This window comes from Planotetraspora sp. A-T 1434 (genome assembly GCF_025420585.1).
Lineage (GTDB): Bacteria > Actinomycetota > Actinomycetes > Streptosporangiales > Streptosporangiaceae > JAOEGB01.
This window is the reverse complement of sequence record NZ_JAOEGB010000023.1, coordinates 122,798-145,155: the sequence shown is the minus strand read 5'-3', so window position 1 is coordinate 145,155 and position 22,358 is coordinate 122,798. Positions and strand designations below refer to the sequence as shown.

Genomic DNA, 22,358 nt, shown 5'->3' with positions numbered 1-22,358 from the left:
CGGCGGGGTCGGCGAGATCCCGCGCGGCGGCGATCGAGTGCCGCAGATGGGTCTCCGCCATCTTGTAGAGACCGCGCCCCTCCAGGAGGGGGAAGGCCGCGCGCATCCCGCGCACGAGATCCTCGCGTCGTCCCTGCTCGTGCGCGAGCCGCAGGGCCTCCCTGATGTTGGAGAGCTCCTGGTCGATGCCGTCGGGGTCCCCGCCCACTTCGCCCTCCAAGAACGCGACGAAGAACCGGATGAGCCGCAGCCCGGCCGCCTCCGCTTCCGCGGGTTGACCGTCCCGGGCGTAGTCGCTCACCGTCTGGTGCAGCGTGTGCCGGTCGGCGCCGCTCGCCTCCACCAGACCGGCGTCGGACAGCTCGTCGAGGTCATCCTCGGTCCCGCCGCCGACGGCCAGGGCGGCGGCGGTGCTGAACGTGCTCGGCTTGGACGGAAAACAGCCGAGTGCGGTGAGTGTCCTCCTGGCGGACGGGCGCAACCGGGCGGCGCTCACTTCCAGCACGGCGAGCAGCGAGAGCGGGACGTGCAGGGGCAGACTCGGATGCCTCTCGATCGGGCTCTGCGGCTGGGCGAGGCGCAACCGCTCCCGTGCCGTCCCCAACTCTTCGATGGCGCGCCGCAGACGCTCCCGGCGGCCACCCGCCGTGCGAACCCGGAGGTATCCCCCCATGAGCGTGAGCGCCAGAGGCAGCCCGCCCGCGAGACGGACCAGTTCGCGCATCGCGTCCCGCTCGTCTTCGGCCGTTCCGGCGAGCGCCTCGAGCAGGAGCAGGCCGTCCGCCTCCTCGAGTTCGGAGATTCGGCAGACCGCGTCCCCGGCGAATCGGGCGGCCACCTCCGGGACCCTGGTCGTCAGCAACCGGGCGCAGTTGGGCCCGCCGAGCCGGAACGCCAAGGCCGCCTCGGCCGTCCAGGCGTCGTCCACGACGAGCAGCATGCGCCGCAGCCCGATCGCCGCGTGGACGGCGCGCGCCCATTCTTCGACGCCGGCCGGGGCCGGCACATCCTGTGCCGCCACCCCGAGCGCCGCGCCCCAGGCCGCGAGGCTCGCGACCACGTCGGGGGTCCGTCCCAGGCCCGCCCACAGCACGCCGTCGGCGTACCGGGAGAGCATGGCGGGATCGTGCGCGAGGACGACCGCCAGCGCGGTCTTCCCGACGCCCGGCAGGCCGTTCAGAGCGCTCAGGGCGGTGGTGCCGCCGGCCAGGAGCCGCTCCCTGACCGCCGCGACCACCTCATCGCGCCCGATGAAAGGGTGCGCCGCGGGAGGCGGGGCCAGGAACGGGACCGTGCGTGGCTCACCGTTCAAGACGATCGTCACCGTGTTGTGGTCGCCCTGGACGAACCCGTAAACCGAACCGTGGATGTGCGTCTGCCGGACTTCGGCGGCCGGCTCAGGCGTCGTCATCGCCGAAGGTCATGCGTACGTTGGCATGGTCTCCCTGGACGAAGCCGCGCACGCCGCCCTCGATGTTGTTCACGAACTTGCCGGAGCCGGTCTGATCCGCCCTGGCTAGGACGAGCACGGACCTGGCGGCCTCGACGATCGGCTCGTCGTGGTGCGCTTTGATTTCGGCGATCCTGGCGCGAAGGACGGCGGCGTTCTCCTCGCTGGGATCCGCCTCGTACTCGACCAGCTCGGCGTCGTCGCCGTCGCCCAGCTTGCGTGCGATGAGTCCCCGCAGCCCCTCGTAGGCGTCCTTGACGGCCGCGCTCGCGGTGTCCGAGAGACCGGCCGTCGCCCCCGCCGCGAGAGCCGCCAGCACCAAAGAAAGCGGTTCCACAGACTCCCCCTTCACGGTCCCCCTATCGGTACCACGATTCGGCGCGGCGAGCCATGCGCGGACGACGGATGGGGAACGCCGCCGGTCCTCTGGACGAGCTCATGAGGACTCCGCTCACGCCGACCCACAGGCGGAGGCACTAGCATCCACGCGTGGACACGTCTTCGGATCTCGGCCGCGCGCTGGATGGTCTCTACGTGGCCTTCTCCCGATATCCGCTTCCGACCAAGACGCAGGTGTGCGATCACTGCGTATCACCGGAGGACGTTCAGTCCGCGCGCTCCGCTCCCCTCCACATGCTCACCGCATCAGCCTTGGACGCGTACGCCTGGAACGCCGTGTCCACCTGGGGAGATATGGAAGAGTTCAAGCACTACCTGCCACGGTTACTTGAACTGCTCATCCTCGAAGAGCTCGACGGCACCCTGCTCGCCGACTCGCTCATGAGGTGGGTCACCGTCAGCTGGCGAAGCTGGAGACAGACGGAACAGGACGCCATCGTCGCCATCGTCGGCGCGTGGTGGCGGCACACCTTGAACCACTATCCACGCGACGTCGACGTCATGACGCTGATCGAGATCATCGCGGACGGTCTTGAGCTTGATCTGGCTCCCCACTTGGCCGAGTGGGAGTCGAACACCACCGAGGCGGCGGCCCGCCACATGGCCTGGCTCATGCAGGACTTCACCACCGCTGTCGCCCACGACGCCGAGTGGTACGCGCTCCTGGAGAACTGGATCACCGGGCCGGCTCCAGCGGCGATCCTGGAGACCGGGTTCTTCTCCGCCGGCTCCCCCGAAGTGGCTCAGGAAGTCTCAGACGCACGGGAAGTCCACCGCGTCTGGAGCCGACGCGAAAGCAGTGATTGATGTGATCAGTCCGACAGGCCGATGCGAGCGCGGAGCCGGCGGAGCGGTCCCGGCGCCCACCACTTGGCCCGGCTGGTGAGGCGCATGAAGGCCGGCCCAGGATCGCCCTGATGACGGTGGCGCTTGATGATTCGGTCTGATGTGCCGCACGCGGCGCGCATCTGGAATTACTGGATGGGCGGCAAGGACAACTACGAGGTGGACCGTGTGGCCGGGGATGCCGTCGCCGAGGTGTATCCGGATATCGTCACGATGGCCAAGCAGTCGCGGCAGTTCCTCATCCGTGCGGTCAGTTTCCTGGCCGGCGAGCTCGGGATGCATCAGTTCCTCGACATCGGCACGGGGCTGCCGACGATGCAGAACACCCATGAGATCGCTCAGCGGATAGTGCCCGAGTCTCGCATCGTGTATGTCGACAACGATCCGCTGGTGCTGGCGCATGCCCGTGCGCTGCTGGTAAACACCACTCCCGAGGGAGTGACCACGTACGTGGACGCCGACCTGCACGACCCGGACCTCATCATCGCCGATGCCCGCAACGTCCTGGACTTCACGAAGCCGATCGTCGTCATGTTCATGGGCGTGCTCGGCTACGTCGCCGACTTCGACGAACTGCGCTCCATCATCGCCCGGGTGATGGCCGCGGTCCCCTCCGGTAGTTACCTGGTGGCGTGGGACGGCTCGAACACCGGCGAGGCCATCAATGAGGGTGGCGAGAAACTCGCGGAAACCGGAGCCATCCCCTACAACTTGCGCAGCCTGCAGGAACTTGGCCGGTACTTCGAGGGGCTGGAGTTCGTGGATCCCGGACTCGCGTCCATCACCCTCTGGCGGGCCGACCCGGCCGAGGTCGGCGACGCCAAGCCGATCGACGCGTACGGCGCGGTGGCGCGGAAGCCGTAACGCGGCCGAGCCGGAATAGCGGATGCTGGACGAGGTTCTGGCCCTGCGTCTGCCTGCCTTACGGCAAGCCGTACCTGCTCATGATGGTCTTGGCTTCTTCGGCGGTAACCTCATGTGGTGTGCGGGCCAGTGCCTCGTGCAGGTCCGAGAGAATCTTGTCTCCCGAGCTGCGGACATATGTGCGGTAGTGGGCGAGTTGTGCGTCGAAGGCCTTGGCGGTCGGCCCCGTCCACACGTGGCCGGAGTGGAATGCCTGGTAGGGCGCCTCGACGCCCGCCTCGATCTCATGGACCAGCGGCTCCACTACGCGCAAGGCATCCTCCAACGCCTCGTAGAGCGGATTGGGCACCAGCTCGGCCATGACCTGATCAACCCTTCTTGGGTGAGGGGGACGTGGATGGGCTTGCCGAAGGGGCGCTGGCCGGCGTGATCAGCTTCGGCGCGATCAGCTTCATCAACGCCGCCACGTCCGCCGCGTTGTTCCGCCCCTCGACACCAATCTCCAGTTGGACGCTGAGCTCCGCCTTGCCCCGCACAAGCCGGGCGAATGCGGCGTTGTTCTCACCGCTGGCACGCCTGAAGTAGGAGCCGATGGAACCGGGCACGATCTCCGGCAACGGCGAGGCACCGCCGTCAAGGTCCTCCTTGATCTGCCCGGGATAGCCTCCCGGCGTGAGGTCGACCAGCAGCACCTTCAGCCGGTCACCGCCCCGCTGATACACCGCACAGACTCCGTCGCCCAGGCCTCCGGCACTGGTGAGGTCGAAGTAGCCGCGCACGAGCGGATCCCGCACCCCGGTCATCAACTCCACGGCGCGCAGCGGGACGTATTCACAGATGTACGGCGGGGCCGCCACGGTCGGCAGGGGCGTACGGTCGACCGGCCTGTGTTCGCCCTGGCAGCCGGTCAACATGCCTGCTCCACAAATCAGCGTCGTCACGATGGCGAGCCGGGTTCTTCTCATGATCCGTACTGCCCGAAGCCTTTCATGTAGCCCTGGTCCAGCGGGCCCTCCACATCCCGCCACGGCTTGCCCGACGGCCCCAGGTCGAGCCACCGCTTGTAGGCATCCACCCTCCGGTATTCGTCTGTGCTGTTGGTCGCCGTCTTATCGATCATCTCTTCCCTGGTCATGAGCGTCCGGCCGTCGTCCTTGAGGAAGTTGTTGGGATTGTCTCGGGGATCGTCTCCCTTGCGCAGGTCTTCCAGCGAGGCCCAGGGATGGGTCGGGGCTGCGGGCTCGGCCGACCCGAACAGCCCGTGCCTGAGCATCGCCTGGACGGTGAGATCGTGTACGAGGGTCCGCGTCTTGTCCACGGCGGCGTTCGCCTCGCTGCGGGCGTTGGTCTCCGCGTTGCCCTTGACGCTGTCCTCGACCAAGCCGGTCCACGCCCCGACGACACCGGCGGTGATCGCCCCGGCCGCCATCTGCGGAAAAGCGAGTCCGGTGTTGAGCACCGCCGTCAGCACCTTCACGTTCCGCTGCTGCGCCTCGTCCAGCGTCTTCCCTTCTTCGATCTTGGCCAGCCCCGCCGCATCGGTGATCAATCCGAAACCTGCTCCGGACCCTTTCGCGTTGGTCATCAGCATGCCGTCACCTCGCCCGGCGGCCATCTCGGCGGCGCCATGGTCAAGTAGCCATCCACTGAAAGCCGTCTGAGCGGCCAGAACAGGAGCGAACGCCCCGGCGTCCGCGAACGCCTCCTGCATCACCCGGCGCAGCTCCTCTTTTGCGAATCGTGGGCCCCACACGTCCAGGCCTGGGGCACTCGGGTTGTCCTCACCCCGGACTCCACCTGCGTTGGTATCGTCGCTCTCCTGAGCAGCACGGTCGATGTCGCTGATGTAGCCGGCGAGAATATGACCGGTGGCCACAGGCCATACGAACGATGTGGGGGGATAACCCTTCTCAATCCGCTCGGCCTCCAGGTGCACGAACTCGGAGACCAGCTTGGCCGACAGGTAGCCGCGCGACGGATTTTGCGGCGAGCCGTCGTGATCGCGGAAGGTGAGCGTCGCGGCCTCCAGCGCCTTGCCCAGCGCCACACCGCCGTCGGCCATGTCCCGCTCGGTCAGGAAGTGCTTCAACGCGGTGGGATCACCGATGAAGAAGTCCTGAGCCGCTGCGGGATCGCGGCTCAGCGCCTCCATGACGGACACCATGACGCCCGGATCCCTGTCAACGGCCGTCTTGGAGGCTTCGCGCACCCAAGCGTCGATCTTCCTGACCACATCCAGCAGGACTGCGGTGGCGAACGTGCCGTGCTTCAGCGCCAGCGAAATCCCGTATGCCTCGTTCCATCCGACGGCGAGGCCGGAGGTGAGCTCGTCGCGCCAGGTGCCGCTCAGGTGCGAGCTGGCCGTTCCCAGCGTCTTGCCGAGGGCGACCTGCAGCCGCGTCACACCCTTGCCGTCCTGGTGCTCCACGGTCTTCGCCATCAGCCGGCGGAACTCCGCAGCCCCCAACGCGTTCATCAACGCGGTGGCGAACGTCGCGTCTCCCGTCCGCTTCTCCAGCTCCGCCAGAGTGTGCTCGTCGACCTCGCCCTTCTCGGCGGCCTCGCTCACCGCGACCACGGCGGCGTAAAGGTCGGGATCATGGGCGGCCTTGCCGTACAACGCCTCATCGAACGACGACAACCCGCCGGGCACGCCGGAGGAACCGCTCCACCCTGTGGTCTGCCTGCGGATCGTCTCACTACGGCGTCGCAGATCGGGACGGCTGGTTCCCATCCAGCCCTGCGCCTCACGCAGCACACCCAGCCCCGAGGTGTCCAGATTGAGCCGCTGAAGCACACGGCGAATCTGCGGCTCGTTGCGGCCCAGCGTTTCCTCCGCCCTGCCGAGCCCTCTCTCGAAGTCGTCCATCAAGACGGGGTTGATCCCCGAATACCCCCCGTCTACACCCTGCGACGGCGCGGGAGACGGCTGCGGGCCCGAAGGCGGTACGGCAGAAGGCGACGGCTGGGGGCCACCGGTTCGCGGAGCAGGAGCCGGCGGAGGGCTCGGGGACGGCTGAGGGCTCGGGGAGGGCCCGGGTAAGGGATGAGTCATGAGAGCAGCGGACTCCAGCGCGGTCGGTTGAACGAAACGCGACAACTCAGGCGGCAAGATTAATTTGCATCCGCCTTTTAGTAAAGATCCCTTTGGGGCCGATATGGTAATTCATTCTTCCCCATTCGTCGCCTTTTCCGGTCATGGCCCGGCTGAGCTCCGGGTCACACGGGGTGGGGCGTGGGGCGCCATTCGGCCAGGTCCGGTGTGGAGGCCGGCGCCGTGTGCGGCATGAGATAACGGGCCAGGGCGGCCTCTCCTTCCGGGAGCGAGACGACGAGCTGGGGGTGGATGGCGACGGTGGGGTCAGGATCGACGCGATGAACGGGGCCGCACCCCTGCCATGGAAGGCGAGGCCGTGGCAGGGGTGCGGCCGCTGTGACTGCACGGCTGTGGCGTGATCACGGGCACGCGGCCGTGGGTCCGCGCTTCACACCCGCCCCCGCGTGAGGCGGGCCCGGCGGCTCCTTGCGCAGCGAGACGGCCTGCGGGTTGGTGACCACCGGGCAGCAGGGCTCCCGGGTCGGAATCGCGGCCGAGCGTACGCGTCAGGCGGAGCGGAAGCGCTGCTTGATCTCGCCGATGCCCTCGATGGTGGTGACGAGCTCGTCACCCTCCTTGAGGAAAACAGGCGGCTTGCGGGTCGCTCCGATCCCGCCCGGAGTACCAGTGAATATGACGTCGCCGGGGAGAAGCGGGAGCTTCGCCGACAGTTCCGCTATCAGGGCCGGTACGGGGAAGAGCAGGTCGGACGTAGCCGACCGCTGCATCTCCACTCCGTTGAGGGCGCAACCGAGGTCGAGGTCGTCCGGATCGGCGAACTCGTCGGGGGTGACCAGCCATGGCCCCATGGGGCTGTAGCCGGGGAAGGACTTGCCCAGGCTCCACTGCGGCATCTGGTTCTTCATCTGTTCGGTGCGGTCGCTGATGTCCTGACCGACGGTCAGTCCGGCCACGTAGTCCCAGCCCCGCTCGGCCGGGACGTTGCGGGCCGGCTTGCCGACCACGACGACGAGCTCGGCCTCCCAGTCCACCCTCGGCCCGCTGAGCACGACCTCGCTGAAGGGGCCCGTGATCGACGTGGGGAACTTGGTGAACACGACGGGGAACTCAGGGGTCGACATGTCCGCCTCGGCGGCGTGGGCCCGGTAGTTCACGCCGATCCCGAACACCTGGGCAGGCCGGGGCGAAGGAGCGCCCAGGTCCTCGATCGCGTAGGGAACCGCGTCGGCGGCGCTCACCGCCTCCGCTGCCCACGCCGTGAACGCGTCCCACTGCTCGTACGCACTGCGCGGGTCAGCGCTGAACCGCCCGCCACTGACCTTCTCGACGTCGACGGCTCCCGCGTCGGTGAACACCGTGAGCCGGCCGGACAGGTTGCCGACGCGCATCAGTCCTCCTGGCCGGGCGTGGCGAGGACCTGGTTGAAGACGGCCGTCAGCGTGGACAGCGCGTCGTCGGCTGCCTCGATCGAGCGGAAGGCGATGTATCCGTCGGGACGGACCAGGATGGCGCCTTCCGGCGAGATCGCGCGGTTCCGCTGCCATGCCAACCGGATGTCGATGTAATCGACGTTCTTGCCGAGGCCCACCCGGGCGGCGCGAAGCGGGATCTCCCGTTCCTGCGCGATCTTCTCGGCTGCCTCGACCCATGCCTGGCCTTTCTCGCCTGCGATGAGGGCGAAGTGCCCGCCGTGGATCAGCTCGCGGAGGGCCAGCCGCTTACCGGAACGCTCCACCCAGGCATGCGGCAGCGGGTGACCCGGCCGGGTGCTGGGCTGGTACAGACGGATCTCGTCCGGGGAAACCGGGGCCGGGGATCCGTCACCGACAACCGCGGCGGAGTCGTAGGTGTAGCCGAAGTCAACGTTGTGCTGGTGGTATTCGAGCGTGCTCTCACCGAGCCACTCGTTGAACTCGTGCCGCCGCTCGGCGGCGCCGGGAACATCGTCGTCCCAGAACTTGCGCAGCTCCGCCCAGTTCTCCTCGGCGCTCTTGCTGGGCGAGACTCCCAGCGAAGAGGCCATGGTCATCTGGCCGCCGACACTCTTGGTCGAGGTCTCGATGTTGTTCAGATTGACCGGCCGGCGCTCGACGGTGTACGTGTCGAGCAGACCGTCTCCGGCGCGCCCGGCCAGCACCGCGGCGAGCTTCCAGCAGAGGTTGTAGACATCCTGGATCGCGCTGTTGAGGCCGAGGCCACCCGACGGGGGAACACGGTGCGCGGCGTCGCCCACCATGAACACGCGGCCGGCGCGGAAGTCGTCGATCAGGAACCGCTCCAGGTGCCACTCGCTCACCGAGATGATCTCCGGGTCGAGGTCCGGGATTCCCAGTGCCTCACTCGCCCATTGCAGCATCAGCTCAGGCTGCGACGCGTCCAGGTCCGGCCGGGACACCGCGAGCAGCCACTCCTCGGAGTGGCGGTCCCACCGCTCGGGGCCCTGCGGCACGAGCACGGCTCCGAAGTCCAGGTGCTCCGGGTACTCGGGGTTGAAAACCCAGGTGAGGATCGAGTCGTCGCCGGGGAGGTACTGCGACAGATCCATGGACAGGTAAAGACTGACCAGCTTACGGATACGCTCATGCATGGTCACCTTGATGCCGGCCAACTCGCCCACCGTCCGGCCGGCGTCCGCACCCAGAAGGTAAGATGAGCGGACGGTGTAGGTCTCGCCGGTGCCCCGGTCCAGGATGGTCGAGGTCACCCCGTCGGCGTCCTGTTCGAGGCCGACCAATTCGTGGTTGAACCGGACCGTCGCCTCGGCGTAGCTCTCCGCGTGCGCCTTGAGCATCGGCTCCGTACGCAGCAGGGAGAGGTTGGCGATCGCCTCCGGGCTTGCGGCGATGTAGTCGGGGTCGGTGTAACCCCCGCCCCAGGCCTCCACGAATCCGAGGAGACGGCCGTGCGCGTCCTCCGGGCCGCCACCCGCGAGCCCCGAATACCAGGCGACGCCCCTCATGTTCTCCGGCGGCGCCCCCTTGGCCCTGATCTCGGGGGTGACCCCCATGTCGGTCAGGATCTCCATGGAGTGCTGGTTGAGGATGTGCCCCCGAGGCAGGTTCGTCGTCCCTGGGTAGCGGGTGACGAGCAACGAGGGGACGCCCAGCCTGGACAGCAGGATCGACGAGGTCAGTCCGGCCCCGCCACCACCGACAATCAGGACCGGAACGTGAACATCGATCTTCTCTGACACGTGGCACCACTCCCTGGCATTTGTGTCATTCGGAGGAAACGAAGCTGAGGAAATTCCAGCCGGAATCCACTTCCCGGCCGGGGCGCGCCGACCCGGTCGGCGCTGATATGAAGAGGCGATACGGCTTCTCGTCGCCGTCTCACACCCAGGCGTGGGAAACGTTAGGTTAACCCGGTGTTTCCCGTCTAATACGAAAAGGCTCCGTGATTGATATCCGCAGCCGACACTGTTGCGGCGGCCCCGGGTTCGCCGGGAACCTGACCGACCGGCGGTTCGACCACACGATGGCGTCCAAGTTCCGGTCCCGCGTGGTCGCCCATGGGCTGGAGAAGCGGGCGCTGGATGTGCCGCTGGCCCGTCTGAGCGTGAAATGCCTGGTCAAGGCGCGCGGAAACAGCCCACCGACTCTACACACGTGCTGGGCCCGATCCGCGATCTCAACCGGCTGGAGCCGGCCGGGGAGCGCGTGTGCGCGGCGCCGGAGGCGATCTCGGCCGCCGCGCAGGGCTGGGTGAAGCAGGTGCTGGAGGTGAGCGGCCAGGCACTACTCGCCCCGGGCTCGTGCCCGAGCGGGCTGTGACCGCACCGCGTTCGGCATCGAGTGGGACAATCGGCAGGCATCTGCCCTCTGGCATCCGCCATGCCCGCGGCCTCAAGGAAGTCCACCTCGAACGCGTCCACTCCGCGCTCGCGCTCAACCTGATCCGGCTGGACGCATGGTGGAACGGCCACCCGCTCGACCGGACGCCACCGGGCGTCACCTGCCGGAGAAGCCGGGCTTCCGCTTCTGCAGGAACGCCGCGACGCCTTCGGCGAAGTCGGCCGTACCGGTCAACATGGTCTGCCCCGCCTTCTCGATGGCGAACGCCTGCTCCAACTGGCCCAGGGTCGCGGCGTTGAGGGCGTGTTTGGTCTGCGCGTAGGCCACGGTCGGGCCTTGCGCCAGCCGTGCGGCCAACTGCTCCACCTCGGAGTCGAAGGTTTCGTCCGGCACCACATGACTGATCAGCCCCCAATCCGCGGCGAGCGGCGCGGGGACCCGTTCCGCCAGCATCGCGATCCGGGCCGCACGGGCACGGCCGATGGCGTTGGGGACCAGCACACTGGCGCCGCCGTCGGGCATCAGCCCCACGTTGGCGAAGGCAAGCAGGAAGTAGGCCGACTCGCGGGCGAGGATGACGTCCGCGGCGAGTGCGACCGAGCAACCACCCCCGACAGCAGGGCCGTTGACGGCGGCCAGCACGGGTTTGGGCACCTCCCGCAGCGTGCGGACCAGCCGGTTCACGCCGTCGAGAGTGCCCGATCCGCCCTTGTAGGACGGATCCGCACGCACGCTCAGGTCGGCCCCGGAGCTGAAGGCCCGGCCCGCACCGGTGATGACGACCGCCCGGAGGTCCGGGTCTCCGCCGCCCACCTCGACGGCATCCGCCGCTGCGTGGAGCATCTCCGGGGTGAGCGCGTTGAGGGTGTCCGGGCGGTTGAACGTCACTCGGAGGACCGGGTCGAGACGTTCGATGAGCAGGTCTGATCGGATGCTCACTGCCGGCCTTTCGGGGTGGGCTGTCGCGGGCCACCGCGCTGAGGGCCACGACGCCTCCGCCCGGAATGGTCCCGGGCCGGCGCCGCATGCGCGGGCGCCGGCATCCGAGCGCCTCACGAAGCGGCGAGGAAGGCGTCGATGGCGGCAAACGTGGCCTCGGGGGCCTCGTGCACCGGAATGTGCGCGGCACCGGGAATGAGCTCGAACCGGGCGTTGCCAAATGCCGCGGCGAAGGCCCGGCCGTACTCGATCGGGTACAGCGGGTCGTTCTCCCCCCACAGCAGCAGGATGGGCGTCTGGACCCGCCGCAGGCGCCGCAGCAGCTTCGGGTCGCCCAGCGACTGCCCGGCGTAGGCGTACACGACGTGCATGTTGGGGGGCATGGGGCGGCCCCCGGGCTGCTCCCAGTCCAGCTGCATCTTGTATCCGGGGATCTCGGGGCCGTTGGGGTCGATCAGCACCATCCTGCTGATTCGGTGGCCGCGGTCGCGCAGCGCCATCTCGGACGCGATCCAGCCCCCGAAGGACGTCGCGATGACCACGACGTCGTCGAGCTTCTCGTCCTCCAGCAGGTCCAGGTAGGCATTGGCGAGGTCGTCCACGCCGGAGAACCAGTCCGGCCGGGGCGTGCCGTTCCAGCCCGGATGGGTCGGCAGCATGACGGTGGAGGTCGCCTCGAAGTGGTCGAGGACCGGACCCGCGTTGGCGGGGCCGTGGCCGCCGTGCAGGACGAGCACCGGTCGGCCGGAACCGGTCTTCGTCAGGGTCAGGGGCAGCTCGGGGTAGAGCTGGATCTGCTGAGTCGTGGTGTCGCTGTTCATCAGTCTTGGTCTCCTGGGCCGCGTACGGCGAATGCTCTGAAGGTCGGAGGGGTTGGCGGGGCCGGCGGATCGGGGACGGGCCTGCGCCCGGCGGCGACGGCGCCGCCAGGCGCAGGCTGCTTATGCGAGCGCGTGATCCAGCAACCCATGGAACCGACCGCGCTCCACCCGGGCTCGGTGCAGTCCTGTCGGTCTTGGCGCAGTCTCGTCAGTGCGAACCGGCCATCAGCTCGGCAAGGTCGTCGGGCTTGATGAGCGAAGGGGCGATGGGCGGACCCCAGACGGCTCCGACCTCGAACACGCCGGGCTCCCACACCTGGTCGTCGGTGATCTCGTCCATCCCGCAGTAGTACTCGCACTGGTTCCCCGCGGGGTCGCGCAGGTAGTAGAAGTAGTTCGAGCCGACCGCGAGCCGTCCGAAGCCCCAAGTGTGCCGCTCGGGGTGGCCCTCCAGGACCGCCTTCGCCGCGCGGCCGATCGAGTCCACGTCGGCGACCTCCCACGAGCTGTGGTGCAGGTAGTTCACCGGCGACGCGCCCACCACCAAATTGTGGTGGTCCGTCGAGCAGCGCATGAAGGTCGCCGCGTTGCGCACCTCATCGCTGACCTTGAACCCGATGCCGTCCGTGAAAAACCGCTGCGTGGTCTCGGCGTCGGTCGATCCGAGAAAGACATGGCCGAGCTTGCGCGGACGCACGGGCTCGTCCGCCAACATCGCGAGCACCGACCGCGCCCGGTGGTTGGGCAGATGAGGATCAGGAGCCGGCTTCGGGCGGATGTGGGGAGCGACCGAGACGGTCACGGTCAGGCCCGTCACCGGTTCGGTGGTCGTGAGCCGGTCGCCGTCCACATCGCTGGCCACGTCGAAGCGCTTCAGGGACTCGGCGATACGGCCCAGGTCGTCCTGATCGTCGGCGCCGATACCCACGGCAAGCAGCCTGCGGACCGGCGTCTCCACGATGCGCAGCTGCCGCGGACCTCCGTCGACGGTGCCGAACCAGTGCTCCCCCGGAGTCACCGGCTCCTGGGGGATGAGCCCGTAGGTGGTGTAGTACTCGACTGTCTCCTCAACGTTTGGGACGCCGAGGGTGATATCGGTCAGGCGGTGTAGCGACACGGGGCTTCTCCTCATGGTCGAACCGGTATGACGCGGTGACGGGTGCGCCACGCGCGATGGGGAGGGCCCGGGCTTGCGGCCCGTCCGGACGGCGCCCTCCGGTCGCGAGTGCTCAGACTGCCCCGGTCACCCGGGCCGACGTCGGGACGCCGACCCGGATTCGCAGAGTCCCGTACGGTAAGGCCCTGCCTGACAGTCATGCGGACGAGCGGGGATCAGGACCCGCTCGGCCGCGGCGGCGTCCACCCCTCGGCAGGCGCATCGGCCCGAATACGGCATGACTGTCACCCGATTCCGCAGTCGTCTCGCTTTAGTCATTTTGCGTCGACCGGACTACGGAGGTCAAAAGGAACTGCCGTCCATCCTTCCGCCGAATGACGGCCAGGGGGGCGGGGACGGGTCGGATCGATCTTAATCGTCCCTGGTCAGAGCCGATTGTGTAGCCCAAGAGAATCAAAGTGGATTATTTTGGTGTTAGACGAGGGCGCGAAATTTTCCTACCTTGCAGATATTTCACCGTGCGGTCACGCCCGCTATTTCAGCTGAATTTCCCGTGCCTCCATGCGCGCGAGCACAGCAAGACGCTCGGCTACCAGGCAGGCGACGGTGACCTGGAACAGGTCTCCGCCGGTCTGCTCCAGCCTCGTGCGCGCCGGACACCATCCGCTCGAACTCCGGCCGAGTGAGCCTAGCGAGGTCCGTCATGCGTCGCCCCGGTCCTCGTCGGGCTCCCCGCCGATCGGCATCAGGACGGCCTCGATGGGGCCGCGCCGGGTCGGGGTGAACCCGAGAAGTTCCCTGGCGAGCTCGTCGTTGCCGGAGAACCCGGCCGCGGAGTCGACGAGCTCGCATCCGTCCCAGAGAACGAGCATGGCCGACACCGTGTGGGACGCCTTGTCGCTGTGCATGTCGTAGTGGGCCGCCGCAGGAACCGTGTTGTACCGGACCCACAGGTCGTGGCCGGTCATGAACACGTCGAGGTCGTAGCGCACGGTGAGTCCGAGCAGGTCCGGCTTGTAGACGTCGTCGATGCCGGCGAACGCCTCGTCGAGCGCGATCATGCGGGGGCAGGTCGCCGCGGCCGAGCCGTACAGGGCGTTGGCGGCCGCGAAGAGCGGCAGGTGGATCGCCGCGGACTTCTCCCCGCCCGACATCTGGGAGTGGCGCTTCCTGCTCAGCTTGACCTCCTCCTCCCCCGGGACCTTGAGCCGCAGCTCGAACGAGCGCCAGGCGCGGTAGTCGAGGACCGTGGAGAGCGCCTCCTTGTACGTCGCACGCGGATGCCCGGCCCGATACTCGTGGATCATCTGCCGGAGGAGCCGGCGCAGCTCGGCCAGCTGGGCGGGCCCGAGGCCGTCCTGTCCCAGCAGCTCGGACACCTCACGCTGGGCATCCGTGACCCTGTCGGAGACCACCCAGCGGATGCCCACGGTGGTGCCCGTCGACATCGGCCTGGACCGGGTGTCGGCGTCCATGCCCTTGACCAGGTCCTTCGCGAGGAAGACCCGGTCGAAGATCTGCTGGGCCAGGCCGGCCAGCAACTCGTCCTCCAGGACCCTGCGCTCCCGCTCCTCCAGCAGAACGCCCTGCTCCTCGGCACGCTCGGCGACCCGCCGCGCGAAGACTGCGACCGGGTGACGGCCGTCGGCGTCATGCACCCGGACCATGACGAGTGACTCTCCCTGCTCCCAGTCGAGCCGGTAGTCCTCCTCGCAGTCGTTCAGCGCCTCTCCGAACAACTTGAGCGCCTCCGACATCCGGTCGCGCGCTCTCTTGCGGGCCGTCTCGCCCGCCTGCCGCCCGGAGATGACCGATGCGCACAGGCGGAGGAGCTCCGCCGCGCCCTCCGGGAGGACGGACCGGACGGCGAGCGCCGCGTCCGCCCCGTCCAACCCGGCCACCTCGGCCACCTTGGCCAGCCGTTCGACGATCTCGGTCGCGGCCCGCTCCGGCTCGGCCCACCGGGCCCGGTCCGGCCAGACCGGCTCGTACGGCATGCCGAGCACCGGCCGCAGCTCCGCCTGCGTGAACGGCGCGAACGACGCGAGCTGGTCGAGCAGCTCACGCACGGCGGACACGAGTGTGGCACGCCCGTGTTCGCAGGCGGCCGTGGCCTTGACCAGGGCGTCGTGCTCGTCACGGACCCGCTGGTCCGCGGACCTCAAGGCGCCCGCCGCCGCGGCGAGCGACAGCTCCGCTTCGTTGATCTGGTCCAGGATCTCCTTCAGCGGCGCGCTGAGCGCCTCTTCGAGAGCGGCCAGGCGTTCGGCGAGGCCGAGGTGGGCCTCCTCCTTCTCCGCCAGGCCGTCGGACGCGGTCCTGAGCTCGGCCTCGAGCCGCTCGACCGTACGGCGCCGCGCGTCGAGGTCCTTCTCCAGCTTTCCGATGGCGGTGAGGTGCTGGAAACCGCGTTCGGCGGCAGCCGTGAAGTCGCCGATCGCCTTGGCGACCGCCTCGACCTCGGCGGGCGCGGACGGCATGGTCCTGTCCGCGGCAGTCTGCCGGAGGCGCCGCCGCTCGGCGTCCATCTCGGCGGTCGCGGCGTCGAGGACGGTCGCCGCGTCCGCGTGCTCGTCACGAGCGGCCGCGAGCAGCGTGGACTTCTCAGCCAGCGCCGCCACCGCCTTGTGGATGTCCCTGCCGACGGGCCTCAGCTCCACCCGGGCCCGGCCGAGGTCGTCCAGCCGCTGCCGGAGCGCGTCACCCGCCGCCTCGGCACGCTCGCGCTCCCGGGATACGTCCTTGATCTCCCGCTCGTACTCGGCGATCCGGGCCCGCCGCCGGGCCGCCCGGTTGGTGGCGCCGATGTACTCCGGCGCGGTCTTGGCCTGCGCGCCCAGATGAACGCCGTAGCCGAACTGGCCGCGCGTGCTGATCACCGGGGCCACGGAGGTGACGTCGAGCTCCTCGGTCAGCGCGATCGAGCCGAGCACCTCGGCGACGACCGACGCGGGGACGAGGCTCTGCTCCTCCGGCACCAGCAGGCTCGCCAGCGTCCGCCCGCCCGGCCGCGACGACGGCGGCGCCGCGAGCAGGTACGCGTCGGCCTCCGCTCGCTTCACCGCCTCGGCGGTGAGGTCGGGGTCGGGGTGGATCCACGCGGTGAGCAGCCCCGCGGCGTCCAGGGCCCCTTCGACCGCCGCCGCGTCGGCCGATGAGACCTCCTCCGCGAAGCGCACCAGCCGCCACAGCGGCGCTCCGGGCCGCCCGTCGCGCTCGGCGTGCCGGGCGGCGGCCAGCGGAGGCGCGTCGTCACGTTCGGACGCCACCTCGTCCCGCTGCGCCGTCAGCCGTTCGATCTCGGCCGTGAGGCGCTCCAGCGTCGCGTCAAGTCCGGCCGCCTCGGTGGTCAGCGCCGTGCGCCGCACCTCGGTCAGGTCTCCGAACACCTCTCCCAGGCTGGGCGCTCCCGCCTCCCGCAGCGAAGCCAGGCCCTCGAACAGAGCCCCGGCGTCGTCGTGGCTCACCAGCGGCCAGTGGTGAGCGGCGGCGTGGTCCGCGGCGTGACCGGCCGTGTGAGCGGCGGTGTGAGCGGCGGTGTGAGGGGTGGCCGTGGCCCACCTGCCGGCCCAGGCGCGCAGCTCCTCCTCCGCGCGGGCGAGCGCCTCACCGAGCGCCCGCTCGGCCAGCCCGCACGCGTCCTCCCCCGCCTCGATCTTCTGCAGCGCCTTCTGTACGGCATGCCCGGCGCGCTCGCGTTCGCGCTCCGCGTCCTCGACCTTCCGCAGGCCGAGCCGTACGTCCTCGACGTCCTGGAGGCGTGCGACGGCCTGCGCCCTGGTCTCCTGCAGGCCGGCGTCCTCGTGCCGCGGGATCCCGGCGAGCTCGGCCGCCTCCGCCCGCGCGGCGGCGTGCCGTGCGGCGGCCTCCCGGGCCTCGGTGAGCTCCTGTTCGACCTCGCCGGCTTCACGCCGGAGATCGGTGATGTGGAGGGCGCTCCTGGCGTTCGCCTCCCGTGACCGGGCGATCTCCTGGGCCCCTTGGGCGACCCGCGCGCGGAGGCCCTCCAGCTCGGTCTGGGCGGTGTACGCCTCATGCTGCTTGAGCGCGTCGAGCCTTCCCTCGAGCTTCTTCTGCTCGATCGTCGCGGCCCTGCACGCCTCCTCGGCCTCCTGCCGGGCGGCGTCGGCGCGGCGCATCTCGGCCCGCGCCTCCCCGACCTGGACGGCCGGCAGCACCACCTGCTCGACGCGGGTGTCGATCCGGTCGAGATGAGCGCGTACGCCGACCTGGAGGTAGTCCGCGTAGCAGGCGAGGAAGGCCCGGGCGGCGCCGTCGGCCGCCACGAGATCGTCGGCCAGGCGCTGGACGGCCGCGAGGTTGTCGAAGTCCCGGGCCGCCTGCTCGATCAGGTCATCGGAGACGGGGCTCAGGCCGGCGGTGAGGGTGTCGGAGACCTTCCCGGGGTCGAGGTCCTTGGCCAGCAGCGGTCTGCGCAGCGCGAGCAGCAGGTCGAGCAGTTGCGTGTACCGTTCCCGCCCGAGGCCGAAGAGGGCGGCGTCGACCGCGTCGCGGTAGTCGCCGGGGTTGTTGCGGGCCGCCCCGGGTTCGAGCACCCGCTTGAGCTGCTGCTCGGTCAGCGGCCGGGACTCCTCCGACAGCAGCCCGAAGTCGACGCCGACCCGCTTGGCCGTGACGAAGTAGGTCCTCTTCACGTCGGGCCGGTCCCTGTGGGCGTGCATGGCAATGATCAAGGTGACGGTGCGGCCGCCGCCCGCGAACTCCATCCACACGAACCCGTACTCCGACTCCTGACCCCGGTAGAGCAGGTTGGACTTCATCGTGCGGTTCTCGCCGCTGAACGGGTCGAGCCGGCGGGCGTCGATCACGCCGTCGAGGATGAAGGGGAACAACACCTCCAGGGCCTTGGTCTTGCCCGAGCCGTTGTGCCCGCGCAGCACCAGCCTGCCGTCCGCGAAAACGAACTCCTCGTCCGTGTAGTCCCAGATGTTGATCACACCGGCACGGGACGGCTTGAACCGGGTCACTCCGACTCTCCTCCTTCGAACAGGTCCAGCTGGCCTTTGGGCGGGGCCGGGATCGCCAAGGTGATGTTGCGGTAGCGGACCGCCGCCGGGAGCAGCAGCACGCCGCCGGGCACCGGCCGCACCAGGCGCATGTCCGCGAGCAGGGTGAGCGCGGCATCGAGCAGCCCATGCGGGTCCTGCTGCCAGGCGCCGGTGAACGAGGCCGGGCCGAACCTGTCGTACAGCTCCTCGATCAGCGCCCTGAGCCGGTGCCGCTCGACGAGCACGAGCGGCTCGGGGCGGCGCGGCGGCATCGGCACGCGGTGCTCGGACGACCACGCGAGATCGCGCACCACGCCGGCCTGCGGCAGCGCGGAGTCGATCCGTTCCAGCAGGTCCCGCTGCAGATCCGCCTCGACCGGCGGCTCCAGCCGCGCGAGGGTCTCCGCCGATGGATCGAGCGGGCCCTCGGCCTCCGCGGATGGATCGGACGTGCCAGGAGCCCCGGCCGGTCGGTCGAGCCGGCCGGGGGCGTCAGCGGGCGGAGTCAGCCGGCCGGGGGCCACGCCCTGCTCTTCGAGCAGGTCGGCGATCCGGGCGAGCAGGAGACCCGCTGCCCGGTTGACCGCCCCGCCCCTGCCGGGGAACGCCCTGTCGGTGAACCGTCCGCTCGGGTCGGCGAGCAGCACACCCTCGGCCCGGCGCTCCACGACCAGGCCGGTGAACCTCGCCAGGTTCTCCACAACGTCGTCGCGCCGCAGAACCGCGGCCGCGTCCGCGTCGAGATCGGCGTAGTAGACCACCGGCTGCTCCAGCAGGAGCCTGCGCACCCGCCTCTCGGCGGGGCCGCCGAGACCGTCCAGCAGACCTGCGGCGCTGGTCAGATGCTGTATCGGACGGGACGGCCGGAAGATCGTCGCGCAGATGTCGTGGTCGATGTCGTACAGCGCGTCGCCGCCGTCGCCGCCGTCGCCGCGCGCCCACGCCTCGACCGAGCCATCGGAGAGGTTCAGCGCTCCCCGCTCCACCAGCCAGCCGATCACGTCCACGACCGCCGCCTTGTGCCCGGGGACGACCGGGTCGAAGCCGAGGCCCTTGATGGAGTTGGCCACCGGGGCGAACAGGCGCACCAGGTCGGCGAGGCTGATCTCGACCCGTGACCTCTGGAAGGAGCCCAGCACCAGGCAGAGATACGCCAGCCGCCTCCGGTCGAAGGCCTTGCCCGCCTTGTTGACGAAGACCTTTCCCCGCGACGGGTTCAGGGCGTCGAACCGGCGGACCAGCCGCACCTGACGGGTCGTCGCGATCAGGCTGTAGCCGAACAGGTCGCGAAAGTCGCGGGTGAGCTGGTCGGCCCAGGGCAGCACGCGCTCCAGCACACCGGGACGGGGATGAACGGCGGTGATGAGGTCGCTGGTGAGCACCAGGCGTACCGCGTCCTGATAGGCGCCGAGGTCGCCGATCGGGACATCGGCAGCCGCGCGGGGCTCAGCCATTCGCCGCCCCGGACCGCGCGGAGAGCTCCAGGGCGAAGCCGGGCAGGTGCAGCAGGCCATCAGCGGTCCGGACGCTGCTGCCCCCGGAGCGCGGCACCAGCCGGAGGACCACGGTGTCGTCGCTGCCGGTCGCGGATCTCAGGCGGCCCGAGACGACGGAACGGGCCTCCAGCGCCCTGGTCAGCAGGGACAGCACCACGCGGGTCTCGGCCTCGTCCAGCACCCGGCCGTGGGCTCCACTGTCCGCGAGGCCGCGGGCGGCCTCGCGTTCGGCCGCTCTGGCTGCGATCTGCTGCCTGCGCAGATCGGCCCGCGCCCGCAGGTCGGCGCGGACCGGTTGCGGAATGCCCGGTCCGGCCTGCCGTCCCGTCCGGAAGGGAGTGAGCGCGACCTCGATACCCGGCGCGTCCCACCACGTGGCCCGGGGCGAGATCTGCTCGACGTCGTCATGGGCGCCGCCGAGGTGCCGCGCCGACCCCATGTTGAACGCGGCCGACATCAGCGCGTACGCCGCGTCCTCATCCGGCGTGTCGCATATCCATTCGGCGAGATGCCGCAGCTCGGAGGCCCGGTTGACGCCACCGCGCTGGGCCTCCGTCAGCTGCCGGAGCAGGGCGATCACGCCCGACACCGCGGTCCGCGTCGCGCGGCGCAGGTCGGCGGCGCCGGACTCCGCGCCGGGCTCCACGGTGAACCAGGCCCGCAGCACCTCCCAGCGGCGCTTCCAGTCCTCCATCCGCTCGCCCGCGCTGAGGAACGGCCTGTCGTCGGCGTCCGCGGCTCTGACGAGCATCGTGTTGACGCCGGTCGCCTCGACCTCCAGCACGGCTCTGTGCAGGCGAGGGACATAACGGTCGAGCTCCGCCATGAAGTCGGTCATGTGGGTGAGCAGGGCGTTCTTGTAGCGGAGGAACAGCTCCGGCGACGCTTCGGTCGAGGTGACGATCTCGCCCAGGGTGACGTGGAACCGGGCGGACCGGCGCACCATGTCCTCCATGACCTGGTCGAGGCGGGAGAGCCGCCGGTAGACCTGCTCGTCGTCGCCACCGCGGTTCGCCACGGCCAGCGACTTCAGGTCGTCCAGGATGTCGGAGAACACCAGCCGGGAGAGGTTCGCGTCGCGGACGCGGGCGGCCAGCACGTCCTCCACCGCGGTGAACGCCCGATAACCCAGCTCGCTGAACTGGTAGACGGACTGCCTGTTGCGGTAGCGCGCCAGAGATCCCGCCCGGGACGCGTCCTCCAGCCGGAGGATGATCCCGTCGACGGCCAGAGCGTCGAGCCGGCCGCGCAGCGACGTGTCCACCAGGGGAACCTCGTCGTGGAGTAGCGCCAGCTCCGCCATCGCCGCCGCGACGTCGTCGGTGTCCACCTGGACGCGGTGAACCGCCCGCAGGCGGTCCATCGCCCTGAGCACCCAGAGATAGACGACGTAGTCGTCCCTCTGGGTGAAGTTGAACAGCTTGAACCTGTCGCCCACCGCCAGCGCGTCCAGATCGAGCGCTCGGCTGCCGCCCCGTGAATCTGCCATGACCCCGCGAGTATGCCGTACGGCACCGACACAAAGGCCGGCCACGACCCAGGTCGCTGGCGGGAATCCCCTGTTTCGACGAGGAGGACGCCGATCTCTTCCACTCGCTGCTGGCCGCCGCCGATGTGATAATCGGGCCGGACCCTGCGGACGTCTCGGAGGTCGAGACGCTTCTCGCACAAGAGATTGTGGGCGAGGAGGTCACTCTGATCCGCGCGTACTGACGCAGGCCCCGAGACTGCGACCGGATCGGTTCGTCAGCCGGCGCCGTGCGCGGTTTCGGCGGTGTCGAGCGCGCGTCCGGCCTGGTCGGCGAGGATCACGGCGACCAGGCGCGCCTGCTGGGACGGGACCGTCCCGGGCGTGGGCTGGAGCATGAAGCGCCCGTAGAAGTGGCCGTTGCCGAAGATGCGCAGCTCGACCTCCTCGCCCGGGAGCCCTCTTGTGTCGGCGTCCCAGTGCCTGCGGCCCACCGTCACGGTGCCGTCCTGTTCGAGACGTGGCGGGTGGCCGAGCAGCGTGCCGTACTCGAACCGGCAGCCGCGCAGCCCCAGCAGGTCGATGAGCTGCTTCTTCACGTGGTCGACCACCCTGCTGGGCGATCTGGCGGTCTGCGTCAGCTCGGCGGTGTCGTGGATCCGCGACAGGTGGTCGGCGTCGGTGACGGCGATCACCTTCAGGCGACGCGCCCGAGCGGCCAGTTGCGAGACCGCCAAACCCACCACGAGCAGCAGCAGAGTGGTCGTGAGGTCTTCGGCTTTGACGATGGTGAAGCGCTGGTAGGGCTGGGTGAAGAAGAAGTCGAACGATACGGCGGCCGAAAGAGCCGCCAGCACACCGGCGAGCCGGCGTCCGGTGACGGCCACCGCCACGACGACCACCACCAGGACGAGGGCCACGTCGACGTTCGAGAAAGTCCCGCGAAGCGGCAGGAGAACCGCCGCGAGGGCGAGCGGAGCCACCAGGGCGGCCACCAGGGCCATCCGGTCCAGCACCAGGTCACGAGGCATCTGTCACACCTCCCAGCTTCCGGTCTACCACGGGCGGCGAATCTTCTGGACGCCCATCCCCGGCGC

At 69.6% G+C, this 22,358-nt stretch carries 17 protein-coding genes; 3 read left to right on the top strand and 14 right to left on the bottom strand.

Annotation, left to right across the window (positions count from 1 at the left end):
* Together N5079_RS26675 and N5079_RS26670 are read right to left on the bottom strand one after the other, a co-directional pair.
* A partial coding sequence (locus N5079_RS26675) for an NB-ARC domain-containing protein (RefSeq protein WP_261586858.1) occupies positions 1-1,411 on the bottom strand: 1,411 nt, incomplete at its 3' end.
* On the bottom strand, positions 1,398-1,787 hold the full coding sequence (locus N5079_RS26670; RefSeq protein ID WP_261586857.1) for a hypothetical protein: 390 nt from the start codon (positions 1,785-1,787) through the stop codon (positions 1,398-1,400). The genes N5079_RS26675 and N5079_RS26670, both read right to left, overlap by 14 nt.
* A 152-nt stretch (positions 1,788-1,939) precedes the next feature.
* Between N5079_RS26670 and N5079_RS26665 the strand changes: the two genes are divergently transcribed.
* Positions 1,940-2,656, top strand: coding sequence for a hypothetical protein (locus N5079_RS26665; RefSeq protein ID WP_261586856.1), 717 nt, complete (start codon positions 1,940-1,942; stop codon positions 2,654-2,656).
* A gap of 126 nt (positions 2,657-2,782) precedes the next feature.
* Positions 2,783-3,559: an SAM-dependent methyltransferase gene (locus tag N5079_RS26660; RefSeq protein WP_261586855.1), complete on the top strand. Its 777-nt coding sequence runs from the start codon at positions 2,783-2,785 to the stop codon at positions 3,557-3,559.
* A gap of 58 nt (positions 3,560-3,617) precedes the next feature.
* Here the strand turns inward: N5079_RS26660 and N5079_RS26655 are convergent, their stop codons facing one another.
* The 5 genes from N5079_RS26655 to N5079_RS26635 all read right to left on the bottom strand — a co-directional run bounded on the left by N5079_RS26655 (position 3,618) and on the right by N5079_RS26635 (position 9,810).
* Entirely contained in the window at positions 3,618-3,920 is a 303-nt protein-coding gene (locus N5079_RS26655) for a hypothetical protein (protein WP_261586854.1), read from the bottom strand.
* Between the two features lie 7 nt (positions 3,921-3,927).
* Complete coding sequence (locus tag N5079_RS26650; RefSeq protein ID WP_261586852.1) at positions 3,928-4,524, bottom strand: hypothetical protein; 597 nt, start codon at positions 4,522-4,524, stop codon at positions 3,928-3,930.
* A complete protein-coding gene (locus N5079_RS26645; RefSeq protein WP_261586850.1) occupies positions 4,521-6,428 on the bottom strand; it encodes a hypothetical protein in 1,908 nt (635 codons plus the stop codon). The genes N5079_RS26650 and N5079_RS26645 overlap by 4 nt, the downstream gene beginning before the upstream one ends.
* A 734-nt stretch (positions 6,429-7,162) precedes the next feature.
* Positions 7,163-8,005, bottom strand: a complete 843-nt coding sequence (locus N5079_RS26640) for a fumarylacetoacetate hydrolase family protein (RefSeq protein ID WP_261586848.1) — start codon at positions 8,003-8,005, stop codon at positions 7,163-7,165.
* The gene (locus tag N5079_RS26635; protein ID WP_261586846.1) at positions 8,005-9,810 is read right to left on the bottom strand and encodes an FAD-dependent monooxygenase; all 1,806 of its coding nucleotides are present in this window, start codon (positions 9,808-9,810) and stop codon (positions 8,005-8,007) included. The genes N5079_RS26640 and N5079_RS26635 overlap by 1 nt, the downstream gene beginning before the upstream one ends.
* Before the next feature lie 415 nt (positions 9,811-10,225).
* Between N5079_RS26635 and N5079_RS26630 the strand changes: the two genes are divergently transcribed.
* Positions 10,226-10,390, top strand: coding sequence for a hypothetical protein (locus N5079_RS26630; RefSeq protein ID WP_261586845.1), 165 nt, complete (start codon positions 10,226-10,228; stop codon positions 10,388-10,390).
* A gap of 177 nt (positions 10,391-10,567) precedes the next feature.
* Here the strand turns inward: N5079_RS26630 and N5079_RS26625 are convergent, their stop codons facing one another.
* The 7 genes from N5079_RS26625 to N5079_RS26595 all read right to left on the bottom strand — a co-directional run bounded on the left by N5079_RS26625 (position 10,568) and on the right by N5079_RS26595 (position 22,292).
* Positions 10,568-11,350: an enoyl-CoA hydratase gene (locus tag N5079_RS26625; protein ID WP_261586844.1), complete on the bottom strand. Its 783-nt coding sequence runs from the start codon at positions 11,348-11,350 to the stop codon at positions 10,568-10,570.
* 113 nt (positions 11,351-11,463) lie between these two features.
* Positions 11,464-12,171, bottom strand: a complete 708-nt coding sequence (locus tag N5079_RS26620; protein WP_261586843.1) for an alpha/beta fold hydrolase — start codon at positions 12,169-12,171, stop codon at positions 11,464-11,466.
* 208 nt (positions 12,172-12,379) lie between these two features.
* A complete protein-coding gene (locus N5079_RS26615) occupies positions 12,380-13,288 on the bottom strand; it encodes a VOC family protein (protein WP_261586842.1) in 909 nt (302 codons plus the stop codon).
* A 701-nt stretch (positions 13,289-13,989) separates the two neighbouring features.
* Entirely contained in the window at positions 13,990-18,276 is a 4,287-nt protein-coding gene (locus N5079_RS26610) for a TIGR02680 family protein (RefSeq protein ID WP_261586840.1), read from the bottom strand.
* Positions 18,273-19,751, bottom strand: coding sequence for a DUF2398 family protein (locus N5079_RS26605; protein ID WP_261586839.1), 1,479 nt, complete (start codon positions 19,749-19,751; stop codon positions 18,273-18,275). Before N5079_RS26605 ends, N5079_RS26610 begins: the two co-directional genes overlap by 4 nt.
* Positions 19,744-21,282: a TIGR02677 family protein gene (locus N5079_RS26600; RefSeq protein ID WP_261586838.1), complete on the bottom strand. Its 1,539-nt coding sequence runs from the start codon at positions 21,280-21,282 to the stop codon at positions 19,744-19,746. The genes N5079_RS26605 and N5079_RS26600 overlap by 8 nt, the downstream gene beginning before the upstream one ends.
* 257 nt (positions 21,283-21,539) lie before the next feature.
* On the bottom strand, positions 21,540-22,292 hold the full coding sequence (locus N5079_RS26595; protein ID WP_261586837.1) for a DUF4118 domain-containing protein: 753 nt from the start codon (positions 22,290-22,292) through the stop codon (positions 21,540-21,542).
* Positions 22,293-22,358: the final 66 nt, after the last annotated feature.